Below are 14324 nucleotides of genomic sequence, written 5' to 3'. Positions count from 1 at the left end.
GTGCTTTATGAAAATCGGCATTCTGCGAACCGGCCTCGTCCCCGACGTTCTTGTCGAGGAGGCTGGCGATTACCCCGAGCTGTTCCAGCGGCTGCTGGGCGGTCAGGGCTTTGACTTCCAGACCTGGAGCGTGGTCGAGAACGACTTTCCGCAGGGCCCCGGGGACGCCGATGGCTGGCTGATCACCGGCTCGCGCCACGGTGCCTATGAGGATCATCCCTGGATCCCGCCGCTGGAACAGCTCATCCGCGACATCTATGCCTCCGGCAAGCCGCTGGTGGGCGTTTGCTTCGGCCATCAGATCATCGCCCAGGCGCTTGGCGGCAAGGTCGAGAAATTCGAGGGCGGCTGGACCGTGGGGCCGACGCTCTACCGCTACCCCGACGGGGTGAAGCTGGTGCATGCCTGGCATCAGGATCAGGTGACCGAGCTGCCGCCGGGGGCGGAGGTCGTGGCCTCGGCCGAGCGCTGCAAATACGCGGCCCTGCTCTATCCCGGCCATGCCTATACGGTGCAGCCGCACCCGGAATTCGGCGACGATTTCGTCAAGGGGCTGATCACCCACCGCGCGCCGGGCGTGGTGCCGCAGCCGCTGCTTGAGGACGCCACCGCCAAGCTGGCCACGCCGCTCGACAGCGCCGATCTCGGCGCGCAGTTCGTGCGGTTTTTCAAGGAAGGGCGCATCGCATGAGCGACTGGTCGGAAAAACTGCCCGAAGCCGCCGCCGCCTATCTGGAAAACCGCCGGCTGGACGAGGTGGAATGCATCGTCGCCGACCTGCCGGGCATTGCGCGCGGCAAGGCGGTGCCCGCCTCGAAATTCGCGCGCCAAGCCTATTTCCACCTGCCGGATTCGATCTTTTACCAGACCATCACCGGCGAATGGGGCGAAGCGGCGGGCGAAGAGGGCTTTATCGAGCGCGACATGATCCTCAAGCCCGACATGTCCACCGCCAGTGCCGCGCCCTGGACCGGCGACTGGACGCTGCAGGTGATCCACGACGCCTTTGACCGGCATGGCGAGCCGATCCCCTATGCGCCGCGCAACGTGCTGAAACGCGTGGTGAAGCTCTATGAGGAGCAGGGCTGGAAGCCGGTGGTGGCGCCGGAGATGGAATTTTTCATCGTCGCGCGCAACCTCGATCCGGCCAAGGAAATCGAGCCTATGATGGGCCGCTCGGGCCGCCCCGCCGCCGCGCGCCAGGCCTATTCGATGACCGCCGTGGACGAATTCGGCCCGGTGATCGACGATATCTACGATTTCGCCGAGGCGCAGGGGTTCGAGATCGACGGCATCACCCAGGAGGGCGGCGCCGGGCAGCTGGAGATCAACCTGCGGCATGGCGATCCGGTGAAGCTTGCCGACGAGGTGTTCTACTTCAAGCGGCTCATTCGCGAGGCGGCGCTGCGCCACGATTGTTTTGCCACTTTCATGGCGAAACCCATCGCCAACGAGCCGGGCTCTGCCATGCATATCCACCATTCGGTGATGGATGTGGAGACCGGGCGGAACATCTTTTCCGGCCCGCAGGGCGGCGAGACGGACGCGTTTTTCCACTTCATCGGCGGCTTGCAGACCCATCTGCCGGCGGCGGTGGCGGTGATGGCGCCCTATGTGAACTCCTACCGCCGCTATGTGCGCGACCACGCGGCGCCGATCAATCTGGAATGGGGCCGCGACAACCGCACCACCGGCATCCGCATTCCGCTCTCGGGACCGGACAGCCGCCGGATCGAGAACCGGCTGGCGGGCATGGACTGCAACCCCTATCTGGGAATCGCCGCCTCGCTGGCCTGCGGCTATCTGGGGATGATGGAGGAGCGGCGGCCGTCGAAGCAGTTCCGCGGCGATGCCTATGAGGGCGAGGGCGACATTCCCCGCGTGCTGGGCTCGGCGCTGGATCTCTGGGACGAGGCGGACGCGCTGCACGGCGTGCTGGGACCGGAATTCGCGCGGGTCTATGCGATCGTGAAACGGGCGGAATACGAGGAGTTCCTCGCGGTGATCAGCCCCTGGGAGCGCGAGCACCTGCTGTTGAACGTCTGATCCGGCGGGGCGCTGACGCGCGCAGGCTGTCTCGGCGCCGGGCTTTGCCCTTTGCCTCGGGGCCCGTGGGTCTGTGACGCCTATGAGACGGGCCTGCCTGTGGCGCGGGTCCGGCCATGCGTATTTGGAAAGAGAAGAAGGGAGGGGGTGCGTGAACCTGCTGTTTTCCAACGACAAACGCGGCTTCTATCCCGAGAGCTGGTACGCCGCCACCGCGTCGCATCTTCCGGCGTTTCCGGTTCTGAAAGGCGAGATCCGGGCCGATGTCTGTATCGTGGGGGCCGGGTTCACCGGGCTGTCCGCGGCGCTGCATCTGGCGGAGGCCGGGCGCGACGTGGTGGTGCTGGAGGCGCATCGGGTGGGGTTCGGCGCCTCGGGGCGCAATGGCGGGCAGCTGGGCTCGGGTCAGCGGCAGGACCAGCTGTCGCTGGAGGCGATGGTGGGGCAGGACGACGCGCGCCATCTCTGGGATCTGGGCGAGGAAGCCAAGGATCTGGTGCGGGATCTGATCGCGCGCCATGGCATCGACTGCGACCTGCGCGACGGCGTGGCCTGGTGCGGCTCGCGCGCCGGCGAGGTGGCGCATCTGCATGACTACGCCGCGCATATGGGCGACGCCTATGGCTACGAGATCGAGACGCTGGACGCGGAGGCGTTTCACGCGCTTTGCCCCTCGCCCGATTACAAGGGCGGGGTGCTGGATATGGGCGCGGGGCATCTGCACCCGCTGCGCTTTGCCCAGGGGCTGGCGCGGGCGGCGGCGGCCGCCGGGGCGCGGATCTTCGAGCGGAGCCTTGTGCTGCAGGTGCAGGAGGGCGGCGACTGCGTCGTGCAGGGCGAAAGCGGCAAGGTGCGCGCGCGCCAGGTGATCTATGCCGCCAACGGCTATCTGGGGCGGTTGCAGCCGAAGGTGGCGCGGCGGGTCATGCCGATCAACAATTTCATCGTCGCGACCGAGCCGCTGGGGGACCGGGTGCGGGAGGTGCTGACCCGCGACGTGGCGGTGGCGGATTCGCGCCATGTGGTGAATTATTTCCGGCTGAGCCCGGACAGGCGGCTGCTGTTCGGGGGCGGCGAGAGCTATGGTTACCGCTTTCCGAAGGACATTGCCGCCACGGTGCGCAAGCCGATGCTGGAGATCTTTCCGCATCTTAGGGGCGTGCGCATCGACTACGCTTGGGGCGGCACGCTGGCGATCACCATGAAGCGCCTGCCCTATCTGGTGCGGCTGGCGCCCAATATCCTCTCGGCCTCGGGCTATTCCGGTCATGGCGTGGGCACCGCCGTGCATGCGGGGCGGCTGCTGGCCGAGGCGCTGCGCGGCCAGTCCGACGGGTTCGACGCCATGGCCGCCCTGCCCGTGCCGCCCTTTCCCGGCGGCCCGGCCTTCCGCAGCCCGCTGCTGACGCTGGCGATGACCTGGTACGCGCTGCGCGACCGGATCGGCATCTGACCCCCTGTCGCAACCTGTCGCAACGTTGCGTCACCCCGCGAAAAACCGCGCCCCTTCGGGCGCGGTTTTCACTTGGCTGTCACAGAGCTGCTGTTTAAGATTTCACAAAGCCAGTATTCGGGATTTTGAAATATGGACCGTTTGCCCAACATGCATGACGCCGAGCCGATCCCGGCGGAGGCCCGTGCCGAGATCGACCGCCTGCTGCAATCGGGCGACCTCTTCCGCTACACCGCGCCCGAGGATGCGCCGGTGGCGCTGCTCGAACGGGAATTCGCCGCCCTCATGGGCGCGAAATACGCACTGGCGGTGTCGAGCTGTTCGGCGGCGCTGTTCCTGTCGCTGAAGGCGCTGGGGCTGCCGCGCGACGCGCGCGTGCTGCTGCCCGGGTTCACCTTTGCCGCCGTGCCCTCCTCGGTGGTGCATGCGGATTGCGTGCCGGTGCTGTGCGAGGTGGGCGACAATTACCGCGTCGATCTGGCGGATTTCGAGGCCAAGCTCGATGGCGTCTCGGCGGTGATCATCAGCCATATGCGCGGCCATACCTCGGATATGGACGCGATCATGGCGCTTTGCGACGCGCGCGGCATTCCCGTGATCGAGGATGCGGCGCATTCGCTGGGCACCGTCTGGGGCGGACGCAAGATCGGCACCATCGGCAAGATCGGCTGTTTCTCCTTCCAGAGCTACAAGCTGGTGAATGCCGGCGAAGGCGGTGTTCTGATCACCGACGACGCAGATGTCGTGGCGCGGGCGGTCATCCTTTCGGGGGCCTATGAGCACAACTGGAAGAAACACATGAGCCGCGGCGACAATTCCGCCGATCTGGAAGAGGCCTTTGCGCGCTGGCAGAACAAGCTGCCGCTCTACAATCTGCGCATGTCCAACCTCTCGGCGGCGGTGATCCGCCCGCAGCTCGGCCATGTCGACCGCCGGGTGCGCGACGGGCGCCGCAACCACGATTTCGTGGCCGCGCGGATCACCCGCAGCCCCTGGATCGAGGTGCCCGAGAAGCTGGGCCCGGAAGAGCGGGCGCCGGATTCGCTGCAATTCAACCTGGTGGGCATGGATCGCGACGAGATGCGCGCCTTTGCCGAGGCCGCGGATGCGATGGGGGTGAAGGTGCAGGTCTTCGGCCTGTCGGCCGACAACGCCCGCGCCTTCTGGAACTGGCAGTTCATCGGCGAGATTCCCGAGCTGCCGCGCACCCGTGCCATGCTGGAACGCGCCTGCGACACCCGCCTTCCGGCGCGGCTGACGCTCGAGGATTGTTCTGCGGTGGCGGATGTCCTGGTGAATGCCGCCGAGGCGGTCATGGGCGAGGCCCGCGCTTACGGCACCTGACGGTCGCTGACCGGCGCATAAAACGCCAGCGGCCCGGTCGGGCCGCCGGCTTGTTCCGGTGACCATAGGCTTGCCCGCCGCCCCGCGCCAAGGCGCGCGGCGGGCAGCCGGTCACTTGCCCATCTTGGACAATTTGGCCTGAAGCTCCGCGAGCTGCTTCTTGATGGCGTCGAGGTCTTCGCCCTCTTCGCCTTCGCCCTCGGGGCCGGACCATTGCGAACCCATGCCGCCGGTCATCGCCTTGAGGAACGCCTCCTGCTGCGCCTGCATCGCCTCGAACCCGGGTATCTTGGGCATCATCGGGTTCATGTGGCTCATGCTTTCGGCCCATTTCGACTGGCTGTCGCGGAACGCCTCGAAACTCGCCGCAAGGAATTGCGGCACCACCGAGGTCGCCTGGGTCGTGTAGCTGCGCACCAAATCGGTCAGCACATTGATCGGCAGCACCGACTCGCCCCGACTTTCATGCTCGGCAACGATTTGCAGCAGATATTGCCGGGTCAGGTCGTCGCCCGATTTCAGATCGACGATCTGAACATCGCGCCCGTCGCGGATGAACCCCGCGATGTCCTCGAGCGTGACATAGTCGCTCGTCTCCGTATTGTAGAGACGGCGGCTGGCGTAACGTTTGATCAGCAACGGTTTTTCTTTATCAGCCACGTGGCGCCCTCCCTGGCATGCAGCGTTGCAGAAAAGCCTATGCGAGCGCAGAAAAAAAGAAAAGCCTTGCGTTACCGGAAACAGACTCGGCGGTTCGGAGCCTTGGCCGTTTCTGGACAGCGGCGCCGGATCTTGGCCGGTCTCCTTCCTCGAAACGAGCACGGCCCCGGTCAGATCTCAGACGGGCCACCCCGCGTTCCGGCCGAAACGCGACCGGCATCCGACTGTTCAGTGAAAGGCTGCCTCGCCGGGGCCATGCCGATAGGCGAAGGCCATCTCGATATCCGCCTGCGATGTCCGGCCCTGCGACAATGGTGGCACCTCGTCCTTGGGGAAATAGCCCCATTCGAGGATGTCGGCATCGCGTGGCAGATCCGATGTTCCCGTGACGTCACAGGCGAAGAACAGCTTGTAAAAATCCCGGACATCCGGCGCATGGGCGCCCTTGGCCTTGTGGCGGACGCCAATCAGCGCCGCCACGCGCACCTCGAGGCAGGTTTCCTCGCGGATCTCCTTGGCAATGTTCTCGGCGGGCGAGAGGCCGATATCGGCGAATCCGCCAGGAAGCGCCCACAACCCGTCCGCCCGCTCACGGACCAGAAGGATTCTGTCGCCGGAAAAAACCGCGCCGCGCACATCGACCTTCGGCGTGGCATAGCCCTGCGCAAACGGGCCGACCAGGGCCTCGATCCGCGCGACCGGCACGGTCCCGAGGGCCGCCATCATCTCGACCGCGATCTGTCCGATTTCCTGATAGCGTTCCTGATCGTAGCGGTCGGTCGCATAGGTCGCACCTGTTGTCGCCAAGGCCTGAAGGCGCTTGGCATAGCGCAGCCAGATGTCTTCCATGCCATGCCCTCCGGAACGCCCCACGCCGGTGCAAAATGCCCAAGCCGGGCAGAAACGCAAGATGCCGGGTGCCCCATAAATGCAAAACGCCCGCCCCGTTTCCGGGGCGGGCGGTCTGTCTCGGGACAGGCAGCGGCTTTACGCCTCGGCCATCATCCCCTGTTCCTCGGCCAGCTCGCGCATGCGCTTTTGCAGCTTTTCGAACGCACGCACCTCGATCTGGCGGATCCGCTCGCGGCTCACGTCATAGACACCCGACAGCTCCTCGAGCGTCACCGCCTGTTCGGTCAGCCGGCGCTGGGTCAGGATGTCCTTCTCGCGGTCGTTCAGCACGTCCATGGCCTGCGCCAGCAGGCTGCGCCGCGCCTCCAGCTCGTTGCGCTCGGCGTAATCGGCGGCCTGGTCGGCGTCTTCGTCCTCCAGCCAGTCCTGCCATTGCATCGAGCCGTCGTCATCGCTGCCCACGGTCGCGTTCAGCGAGGCATCGCCGCCCGACAGGCGCCGGTTCATCGAGATCACCTCGTCCTGTGTCACGCCCAGATCGGTGGCGATCTTTTCCACATGTTCCGGGCGCAGGTCCCCTTCTTCCAGCGCGCCGATGCGCGACTTGGCCTTGCGCAGATTGAAGAACAGCTTCTTCTGCGCCGAGGTCGTACCCAGTTTCACCAGCGACCAGGACCGCAGGATATATTCCTGGATCGAGGCGCGGATCCACCACATGGCATAGGTCGCCAGGCGAAACCCTTTTTCCGGGTCGAACCGCTTGACCGCCTGCATCAGACCCACATTGGCCTCGGAAATCACCTCGGCCTGCGGCAGCCCGTAGCCGCGATAGCCCATGGCGATCTTGGCAGCGAGGCGCAGGTGGCTGGTGACCAGCTTATGCGCCGAAGCGGCATCCTGATCCTCGACCCAGCGCTTGGCCAGCATATATTCCTCTTCCGGCTCCAGCAGCGGGAACTTCCGGATTTCGGAGAGATAGCGGCTCAGCCCCGCTTCGGGGGACGGCGCCGGGAGATTGGCATAGTTGCTCACGTACCCTGTTTCCTCCAATGTTACGGGCCTTAACATCCCATATGGGCGCCCGTGTGTGAATTTCAAGCCTTATGGCCGTCAAACCTTGATACGACGGTAACGCAGCTTTCCGTCGGTCGGAGCCGTCAAAATGACGCGCTCACCGAATTGGGAAGACGGTAACACTCGTGCAGGAATGCTGCGATTTCCAAAAACCGCACCCGAGTTGTGCGAAAATCGCTATACGCCAGACGTCGCCCGCAGCGCAGTCAGAAGCTGGCTCATATCCTCGGGCAGCGGCGCCGCGAAGCGCAGGCGCGCGCCGGTCACCGGATGATCGAAGCCCAGCTCCGCCGCGTGCAACGCCTGACGGTCGAAGATGTGCACCGCCTCTGCCGCTTGCGGCCCCAGCGCCTTGAGCGGCGGCTTGCGCCGCCCGCCATAGACCGGATCGCCCACCAGCCCGTGGCCCGCATGGGCCATATGCACGCGAATCTGATGCGTGCGCCCGGTTTCCAGACGGCATTCCACCAGCGCCATGGCGGGCGGCTGCCCGAAACGTTCCAGCACCCGTGCCCGTGTCACCGCGTGCCGCCCCTGCCCGTCGAAATAGACCGCCTGGCGCTGCCGGTCGGTCTTGTGCCGCGCCAGCCCCGACTGGATCCGGATCACGCCCCCCGGCTCCACCGAGACACCGCGCGTGCCCACCAGACGCGGATCGCCCGCGTCGGGCACCCCATGGACCACCGCGAGATAGGCGCGCTCGGCGCTATGCGCCTCGAACTGCGCCGCGAGCCCGTGATGCGCGCGATCCGATTTCGCCACCACCAGCAGGCCGGAGGTGTCCTTGTCGATCCGGTGTACGATGCCGGGCCGCGCCACCCCGCCGACGCCGGAAAGCCGCCCGCCGAAATGATGCAGCAGCGCATTGACCAGCGTGCCCGTGGGCGTGCCGGGCGCGGGATGCACCACCATGCCGGCGGGTTTGTTGACCACCACGAGGTCGTCGTCCTCCCAGACAATCTCCAGCGGGATGTCCTCGGGACCGATATGGCTCTCCTCGGCCTGCGGGACGGCAATGACGATCTCGTCGCCCTCGGCCACCTTCGCCTTGGGATCGCTCAGCACCTCCGTCCCGCGCGTCACCGCGCCCTCGGCGATGAGTTTCGCCAGCCGCGTGCGCGACAAGGCCGCTTCCTCTGGCACATCGCGCGCCAGCGCCTTATCAAGGCGCGGCGGCGGGGCTTCCCCGATGACGATGCGCAAAGGTGTGTCCATGTCCCAGACTCCAGACCCCGAGAACCTGCCCGAACCGGCCAACCTGCGCTTTCTGCGCCTGCTGGTGACGGTGCTGACGGGCGTGATGATCGCGGGGCTTCTAACCATCCTCGCGATGATTGTCATCTCTTACCGGACCGCCCGCGCGCCCCTTCCCGAGACCATCACCCTGCCCGGCGGCGCCACCGCAACCGCCTATACCCAGGGATCGGACTGGTACGCCGTGGTCACCGAGGATGACCGGATCCTGATCTTCGACCGCGCCAGCGGCGACCTGCGCCAGACCATAAAGATCGAGTCGCAGCCCTGAGCTGCGTTGCGGAGACACTGTAGCAAGGAAAGAGGAAAGTGGTGGGCGACCTTGGAATCGAACCAAGCGTGCGTCTCCGCGAGGGAGTTACAGTCCCCTGCCACACCTTGCGGCCTGTCGCCCACTTTCCCGCCGGTGACCCGGCGTGTGCGGCTGATTACAATCGCCCAAAACCATCGTCAACAGGAAAATCCCTTGCGATGCGGACGGCGTGGAGGCAAGGAACCGGCACCGCAGCAAAAGGGGCGCGTCATGGTCAAGAAACCGAAATGGGTGGTGGAAAAGGAGCAGGCGAAAAAGGCCCGCGCCGCCGAAACCGTCTGGCTCTTCGGGCTGCACGCGGTGCGCGACGCGCTGATGAACCCGCGCCGCGAGAAACTGCAGCTAGTCGTCACGCCCAACGCCCAGGCGAAACTGGCCGACGCCATCGAGGCCGCCGGCATCGCGCCCGACGTGCAGGACCCGCGCAAATTCCAGGCACCGCTCGATCCGCAATCGGTGCATCAGGGCGCGGCGCTCGAGGTGAAACCGCTCGACTGGGGGCGGCTCGAGGATGTGGCGCTTGGCGATGGCACGCGCCCGCCCCGGCTGGTGCTGCTCGACCGGGTGACCGACCCGCATAACGTCGGCGCCATCCTGCGCTCGGCAGAGGTGTTCGGCGCCCAGGCGGTGATCGGCACGCTGCACCATTCGGCCCCCGAAACCGGGGCGCTGGCCAAGACCGCCAGCGGCGCGCTCGAACGCCAGCCCTATCTGCGCGAACGCAACCTCGCCGACACGATCCGCGCGCTGCAGGAGATGGGCTATCTGGTGCTGGGCCTCGACGGCGAGGCGGAGGTCACCATCGAAGCGGCGCTCGACGGCATCCGCGACCGCGCCGTGGCGCTGGTGCTGGGCGCCGAAGGTCCGGGTCTTCGGGAAAAGACGAAGGAGACCGTGGACCGGCTGGTGCGCATCGACTTCGCCAGGGGCTTCGGCTCGCTCAACGTCTCGAACGCCGCCGCCGTCGCGCTCTATGCAGCGCGCCCTTAGATCAGCGCTCTATGCAGCGCGCGCCTGATACAGCGCTCTATGCAGCGCGCCCTTAAAACGATGCTCTATGCAGTACGCCCTTAAATCGGCGCTCTGCGCCGCGCGTCCCTGCCCCCCGGATCTTGCGTCCGGCGCGGCGACCGCCCATATCCCGGGTCATGCCGAACACCAAGATCGCCACCTGTTCCTATTGCGGCAGCCGCGCCGCTCTGGTCCTCGATGCCGGACGGCACGAGCTCGTCTGCGCCTCCTGCGGCGCACCGCTGCACGAGCTGAAGCAGCTCCGCAGCGCTGCGGTCAACCGAAATGCACCGCGCCACCGCCCGGCGCCGTTCTCCGAAGACCGGACGAAACGCGAAAAGGCGCAACGTAAGGCGAAGAAGAAAAAGAAATCCCTCGGCAAGAAAGCCGCCAAGGGGCTTTTCGATCTGCTCGACGACATCTTCGACTGACCCCGCCCTTTCATCTTTCCGCAAAGACTCGAAATGGCGCAGCGCCCCCGCCCGCAAAGCGGCTGTGCTCAAAACCGCCCTAGCCAAGCGCCGCCGCATCTCTTATCTGGCAGAGACGAGATGAGAGGTGTCGATATGGCGGATTACGAAAACCCGGGGCCCGTCGAGGCGAACTGGAAAGATGCGATTTCCTCGGTCGAGGAAATCATCGAGGACGCCCGCAACGGGCGGATGTTCATCCTCGTCGACCACGAAGACCGCGAGAACGAGGGCGATCTGGTCATCCCCGCGCAATGGGCCACCCCCGACGCGATCAATTTCATGGCCACCCACGGGCGCGGGCTCATCTGCCTGTCGATGACGCCGGACCGCTGCGACAAGCTCGGGCTGCAGCTCATGTCGACGAACAACAGCTCGCGCCATGAAACCGCCTTCACCACCTCGATCGAAGCCCGCGAAGGCGTGACCACCGGCATCTCCGCCGCCGACCGCGCCAAGACCATCGCCGTGGCCATCGACGCCTCGAAAGGCGCCGCCGACATCGCCACGCCCGGCCATGTCTTTCCGCTGCGCGCGAAATCCGGCGGCGTGCTGGTGCGCGCGGGCCATACCGAGGCGGCGGTCGACGTCTCGCGTCTCGCCGGCCTCAACCCGGCCGGCGTGATCTGCGAGATCATGAACGAGGACGGCACCATGTCGCGGCTGCCCGAGCTGGTGGCCTTCGCCCAGAAACACGGGCTCAAGATCGGCACGATTTCCGACCTCATCTCCTACCGCCGCCGCAACGACAACCTCGTGCGCGTCGAGAAGGAAGAGAGCATCACCTCGGAATTCGGCGGTGACTGGCAGATGCGGATCTACACCGACACCACCCATGGCGACGAACATATCGTGCTGAGCAAGGGCGATCTTTGCGCCCCCGGCCCGGTGCTGGTGCGGATGCATGCCATGGATCCGATGATGGACATCGTCGGCACCGGCCATACCGGCCGCGCCGATGAATTCCGCCAGGCCATGCAGGACGTGGCCGCCGAGGGCCGCGGCGTGGTCGTGCTGCTGCGCGACACCGCCATGAAGCTCGACCCGCAGGAGGGCAGCTCGCCCAAGACGCTGCGGCAATACGGGCTTGGCGCGCAGATCCTCTCCTCGCTGGGTCTGTCGCAGCTTGTCCTGCTCACCAATTCGCCCATCCCGAAAGTTGTCGGGCTCGAAGCCTATGGGCTCGAGATCGTGGGCACCCGCAAGATCGGAGGTGCCTGATGGCCTCGAATGAAGCGCATTACACCCTGCCCCGCCCGGAATTCGACAAGCCGGTCAAGATCCTCGTCGTCGTGGCGCCCTATTACAAGGACATCGCCAACGAGCTGGTGAAGGGCGCCATCGACGAAATCGAGGCGGCCGGCGGTTTTCACGAAGTGGTCGAGGTGCCCGGTGCGCTGGAGATCCCCAGCGCCATCGGCATCGCCGAGCGGATGTCGAATTTCGACGGCTACGTAGCGCTCGGCTGCGTGATCCGCGGCGAGACCACCCATTACGACACGGTCTGCAACGACAGCTCGCGCGCGCTGACGCTGCTGGGGCTACAGGGGCTCTGCATCGGCAACGGCATCCTGACCGTCGAGAATTACGAACAGGCCCGCGTCCGCGCCGAGGCGGCCGGGCAGAACAAGGGTGGCGGCGCGGCGGCGGCGGCCTTGCATCTGATCGCGCTGGCCCGTAGGTGGGGCGGCGCCCGCAAAGGGGTGGGATTCGTTCCCGCCCGCGACGAATATCAGGTGGCGGGCGCTTCGCAGGGAAAAGACAGCGCATGACCACCCCGGCCCCCAGCCCGGCGCCTTCCGGCAATCAGAAACGGCGGATGAAATCCGCCTCGCGGCTCTATGCCGTCCAGGCGCTCTACCAGATGGAACTGGCGGGGCTGACCGTCGAGAAGGTGCAGCACGAGTTCCTCGACCATCGCTTCGGAGCGGAGATCGAGGAAGGCGTCGAGATGATCGAGGGCGATGTCGAGCTGTTCGGCAAGATCACCTCGGAAGCGGTGAACTGGCAGGCGCGGATCGACCAGATGACCGATCGGGCGCTGGTGGCGAAATGGCCAATCGACCGGATCGACCCGACGCTGCGCGCGCTGTTCCGCGCCGCCGGCGCCGAGCTGGTTGCGCTCGACACGCCGCCCCGGGTGGCGATCACCGAATATGTCGATGTCGCCCGCGCCTTCTTTCCCGAGGGTCGCGAGCCGAAATTCGTCAATGCGGTGCTCGACCACATGGCGCGCGAGGCCAAGCCCGAGAGCTTCTGAGCCCTCGTCGGCCAAAGCGCCGCGGCATCGCTCCGGCTGCGCCCTGCGACCCTACGCCACTTGTCCTTTGCCCAGATACATTCCAATTTAAGGATGCAAACAAGGGCAATGCCGCTTTGCGCTTGCCAAACCGACGCAGTGCGATACCCTTTATCGCGCAGCAAGGAGAATACGTCATGCCTCGCCTCGTGCGCCTTTACATCCTGCAAATCCTGGCCGGCTTCGCGCTGTCGACGGTCTTCGTCGGTCTCCTGCTCTGGCAGAACGTCGCCAATCTCTATCATCTGGTGACCCATTCCGATGCGGGGATGCTGGCCGTCTTCCTGCTCTGGCTGTTCAACGGCCTGGTCTTCGCCGGCGTGCAATTCGCCATCACCATCATGCGGATGCAGGACAACGGCACCCCACCCGCCGGCGGCAAGCGCGCCCGTGTGCAGGCTCCGCAACCCGCTCGTATTCCGGTCGAGGCGCAGGCCCGGGGCAACGGCAAGGCCCGCCGCCTGATCTGAGCCCCACGACATCGCCGACACAGCCAAAAGCGCCCCTCAGGGCGCTTTTTTATTGTCCGGGGTCGGAAAGCGGCGTTGCGGCGGGAACCACGCCAACCGTGGGGTTATCTCATTCCCGAGGACCTGTATATACAGGTGGGCGCCAGGTAACCGGACCAGGGCCCGGACAGAGCCAGCTCCCTCGGAATTGCTTAAGGCCACCGGAATGCAACCATGTCACGAGAAGGGCAGAACCCGCCTGATCGCGAGATAGGCTGCGCAGCGCGGCTCGGCAAGGGGGCCGCATGCAAATCCTGACCGGAGATCGCATGGCTTGCATTTGTTCATGAAATGTTCATACTTTCCCCTCATGAGTCTGTCTCCCGATCCCCCCCTGATGCCCGGGCAATGGCTGGCCCGCGGCGTGTGCCGCCATCTTTCGGCGGGGCATGGTTTCGCCGTGGTCGAGGAATTTGTGCCCGAGCGCGGCAAACGCGTGGATGTGATGGCGCTGGGGCCGAAGGGGGAACTTTGGGTCGTGGAGTGCAAGAGCAGCCGCGCGGATTTCCTGTCGGACGGCAAGTGGCAGGGCTATCTCGAATGGTGCGACCGCTATTTCTGGGCCGTGGACGAGGCGTTTCCCACCGATCTGCTGCCCGAGGGCACGGGGCTGATCATCGCCGATGGCTACGATGCGGAGATCCTGCGCATGGGCCCCGAGAGCAAACTTTCCGGCGCCCGGCGCAATGCGCTTATCCGACGGTTCGCGCAGCATGCCGCGCGGCGGTTGCAGACGCTGCGCGACCCCGGGGCGGTTCTGGACGGTTGGGGCTGAGCGGACAAATTCCTTCGAAGGAATTTGCAACTCTCTTCAAAGAGAGTTGCAACGCGGCGTCACCGGCGCGGCTTGACCTTGCGGGCGGCGGCGGCGGCCGCGCGGAGCTCCTCGGCGATCTCCTCGGCCTCTTCGGGGTCGAAATCCATCGGCACCTCGAGATCGCCGGCGCTGACGTACAGCCGCACCATGCCGTGATCGGTCGGGCCGATCTGCAGATTCGCTTCGATGTCGCGTTCGGTGTTGATGCTCATGTCGCGGCCC

The 14324-nt window shown here is 65.8% G+C and carries 17 protein-coding genes, 1 tRNA gene and 1 other RNA gene; 12 read left to right on the top strand and 7 right to left on the bottom strand.

What is annotated here, in order from left to right; all coding sequences use genetic code 11:
- Window positions 1–7 precede the first annotated feature (7 nt).
- From M4578_RS18635 to M4578_RS18620, 4 genes are all read left to right on the top strand, one after another.
- Window positions 8–691 (top strand): type 1 glutamine amidotransferase, encoded by a 684-nt coding sequence (locus M4578_RS18635; protein ID WP_258094805.1) that lies wholly within the window; start codon window positions 8–10, stop codon window positions 689–691.
- On the top strand, window positions 688–2046 hold the full coding sequence (locus tag M4578_RS18630; protein WP_258094804.1) for a glutamine synthetase family protein: 1359 nt from the start codon (window positions 688–690) through the stop codon (window positions 2044–2046). The genes M4578_RS18635 and M4578_RS18630 overlap by 4 nt, the downstream gene beginning before the upstream one ends.
- Window positions 2047–2197: 151 nt before the next feature.
- Window positions 2198–3499, top strand: coding sequence for an NAD(P)/FAD-dependent oxidoreductase (locus M4578_RS18625; RefSeq protein ID WP_258094803.1), 1302 nt, complete (start codon window positions 2198–2200; stop codon window positions 3497–3499).
- A 132-nt stretch (window positions 3500–3631) separates the two neighbouring features.
- Window positions 3632–4843: a DegT/DnrJ/EryC1/StrS family aminotransferase gene (locus tag M4578_RS18620; RefSeq protein ID WP_258094802.1), complete on the top strand. Its 1212-nt coding sequence runs from the start codon at window positions 3632–3634 to the stop codon at window positions 4841–4843.
- A 111-nt stretch (window positions 4844–4954) separates the two neighbouring features.
- Here M4578_RS18620 and phaR read toward each other — a convergent pair whose 3' ends face one another.
- The 4 genes from phaR to M4578_RS18600 form a co-directional block, all read right to left on the bottom strand.
- Window positions 4955–5503 carry a polyhydroxyalkanoate synthesis repressor PhaR gene (gene phaR / locus M4578_RS18615; RefSeq protein WP_258094801.1) on the bottom strand — a complete coding sequence of 183 codons (549 nt, stop codon included), beginning with the start codon at window positions 5501–5503 and terminating at the stop codon, window positions 4955–4957.
- Between the two features lie 228 nt (window positions 5504–5731).
- Window positions 5732–6352, bottom strand: a complete 621-nt coding sequence (locus tag M4578_RS18610) for an NUDIX hydrolase (RefSeq protein ID WP_258094800.1) — start codon at window positions 6350–6352, stop codon at window positions 5732–5734.
- Between the two features lie 138 nt (window positions 6353–6490).
- Window positions 6491–7387: an RNA polymerase sigma factor RpoH gene (gene rpoH / locus M4578_RS18605; protein WP_258094799.1), complete on the bottom strand. Its 897-nt coding sequence runs from the start codon at window positions 7385–7387 to the stop codon at window positions 6491–6493.
- 219 nt (window positions 7388–7606) lie between these two features.
- Entirely contained in the window at window positions 7607–8644 is a 1038-nt protein-coding gene (locus M4578_RS18600; protein ID WP_258094798.1) for an RluA family pseudouridine synthase, read from the bottom strand.
- On the opposite strand from M4578_RS18600, the gene M4578_RS18595 reads away from it, so the two are divergent.
- Window positions 8643–8954, top strand: coding sequence for a DUF6476 family protein (locus M4578_RS18595; RefSeq protein WP_258094797.1), 312 nt, complete (start codon window positions 8643–8645; stop codon window positions 8952–8954). The two genes, M4578_RS18600 and M4578_RS18595, sit on opposite strands and share 2 nt — an antisense overlap.
- A gap of 39 nt (window positions 8955–8993) precedes the next feature.
- On the opposite strand, the gene M4578_RS18590 is transcribed toward M4578_RS18595, so the two are convergent.
- Window positions 8994–9077 (bottom strand) — tRNA-Tyr (locus tag M4578_RS18590).
- 129 nt (window positions 9078–9206) lie between these two features.
- On the opposite strand from M4578_RS18590, the gene rlmB reads away from it, so the two are divergent.
- The 6 genes from rlmB to M4578_RS18560 all read left to right on the top strand — a co-directional run bounded on the left by rlmB (window position 9207) and on the right by M4578_RS18560 (window position 13246).
- The gene (gene rlmB, locus M4578_RS18585; protein ID WP_258094796.1) at window positions 9207–9986 is read left to right on the top strand and encodes a 23S rRNA (guanosine(2251)-2'-O)-methyltransferase RlmB; all 780 of its coding nucleotides are present in this window, start codon (window positions 9207–9209) and stop codon (window positions 9984–9986) included.
- A 158-nt stretch (window positions 9987–10144) separates the two neighbouring features.
- Complete coding sequence (locus tag M4578_RS18580; protein ID WP_258094795.1) at window positions 10145–10438, top strand: TFIIB-type zinc ribbon-containing protein; 294 nt, start codon at window positions 10145–10147, stop codon at window positions 10436–10438.
- 135 nt (window positions 10439–10573) lie between these two features.
- On the top strand, window positions 10574–11698 hold the full coding sequence (gene ribB / locus M4578_RS18575) for a 3,4-dihydroxy-2-butanone-4-phosphate synthase (protein ID WP_258094884.1): 1125 nt from the start codon (window positions 10574–10576) through the stop codon (window positions 11696–11698).
- On the top strand, window positions 11698–12249 hold the full coding sequence (locus M4578_RS18570; RefSeq protein ID WP_258094794.1) for a 6,7-dimethyl-8-ribityllumazine synthase: 552 nt from the start codon (window positions 11698–11700) through the stop codon (window positions 12247–12249). The genes ribB and M4578_RS18570 overlap by 1 nt, the downstream gene beginning before the upstream one ends.
- The gene (nusB, locus tag M4578_RS18565) at window positions 12246–12737 is read left to right on the top strand and encodes a transcription antitermination factor NusB (protein ID WP_258094793.1); all 492 of its coding nucleotides are present in this window, start codon (window positions 12246–12248) and stop codon (window positions 12735–12737) included. Before M4578_RS18570 ends, nusB begins: the two co-directional genes overlap by 4 nt.
- A 176-nt stretch (window positions 12738–12913) precedes the next feature.
- Window positions 12914–13246: a hypothetical protein gene (locus tag M4578_RS18560; protein ID WP_258094792.1), complete on the top strand. Its 333-nt coding sequence runs from the start codon at window positions 12914–12916 to the stop codon at window positions 13244–13246.
- A gap of 80 nt (window positions 13247–13326) precedes the next feature.
- Here the strand turns inward: M4578_RS18560 and ssrS are convergent.
- Window positions 13327–13483, bottom strand: a non-coding RNA gene (ssrS, locus tag M4578_RS25850) — 6S RNA.
- 139 nt (window positions 13484–13622) lie between these two features.
- Here ssrS and M4578_RS18555 point away from each other — a divergent pair.
- Complete coding sequence (locus tag M4578_RS18555; protein WP_258094791.1) at window positions 13623–14060, top strand: MmcB family DNA repair protein; 438 nt, start codon at window positions 13623–13625, stop codon at window positions 14058–14060.
- 59 nt (window positions 14061–14119) lie between these two features.
- Here M4578_RS18555 and M4578_RS18550 read toward each other — a convergent pair whose 3' ends face one another.
- Window positions 14120–14314 carry a DUF6324 family protein gene (locus tag M4578_RS18550; protein ID WP_258094790.1) on the bottom strand — a complete coding sequence of 65 codons (195 nt, stop codon included), beginning with the start codon at window positions 14312–14314 and terminating at the stop codon, window positions 14120–14122.
- Between the last annotated feature and the right edge of the window lie 10 nt (window positions 14315–14324).

Origin of the sequence: Salipiger pentaromativorans (genome assembly GCF_024721115.1) — a bacterium.
GTDB lineage: Bacteria > Pseudomonadota > Alphaproteobacteria > Rhodobacterales > Rhodobacteraceae > Salipiger > Salipiger pentaromativorans.
This window is presented reverse-complemented; position numbering and strand designations above follow the sequence as displayed.

Bases quoted from the DNA above. Each gene is read 5' to 3' on its own strand.
- M4578_RS18560 (WP_258094792.1), top strand. From the start codon at position 12,914: ATGCCTCGCCTCGTGCGCCTTTACATCCTGCAAATCCTGGCCGGCTTC.
- M4578_RS18555 (WP_258094791.1), top strand. From the start codon at position 13,623: ATGCCCGGGCAATGGCTGGCCCGCGGCGTGTGCCGCCATCTTTCGGCG.
- M4578_RS18610 (WP_258094800.1), bottom strand. From the start codon at position 6,352: ATGGAAGACATCTGGCTGCGCTATGCCAAGCGCCTTCAGGCCTTGGCG.
- M4578_RS18630 (WP_258094804.1), top strand. From the start codon at position 688: ATGAGCGACTGGTCGGAAAAACTGCCCGAAGCCGCCGCCGCCTATCTG.
- nusB (WP_258094793.1), top strand. From the start codon at position 12,246: ATGACCACCCCGGCCCCCAGCCCGGCGCCTTCCGGCAATCAGAAACGG.
- M4578_RS18570 (WP_258094794.1), top strand. From the start codon at position 11,698: ATGGCCTCGAATGAAGCGCATTACACCCTGCCCCGCCCGGAATTCGAC.
- M4578_RS18550 (WP_258094790.1), bottom strand. From the start codon at position 14,314: ATGAGCATCAACACCGAACGCGACATCGAAGCGAATCTGCAGATCGGC.
- M4578_RS18635 (WP_258094805.1), top strand. From the start codon at position 8: ATGAAAATCGGCATTCTGCGAACCGGCCTCGTCCCCGACGTTCTTGTC.
- rlmB (WP_258094796.1), top strand. From the start codon at position 9,207: ATGGTCAAGAAACCGAAATGGGTGGTGGAAAAGGAGCAGGCGAAAAAG.
- M4578_RS18620 (WP_258094802.1), top strand. From the start codon at position 3,632: ATGGACCGTTTGCCCAACATGCATGACGCCGAGCCGATCCCGGCGGAG.
- ribB (WP_258094884.1), top strand. From the start codon at position 10,574: ATGGCGGATTACGAAAACCCGGGGCCCGTCGAGGCGAACTGGAAAGAT.
- M4578_RS18595 (WP_258094797.1), top strand. From the start codon at position 8,643: ATGTCCCAGACTCCAGACCCCGAGAACCTGCCCGAACCGGCCAACCTG.
- M4578_RS18580 (WP_258094795.1), top strand. From the start codon at position 10,145: ATGCCGAACACCAAGATCGCCACCTGTTCCTATTGCGGCAGCCGCGCC.
- M4578_RS18600 (WP_258094798.1), bottom strand. From the start codon at position 8,644: ATGGACACACCTTTGCGCATCGTCATCGGGGAAGCCCCGCCGCCGCGC.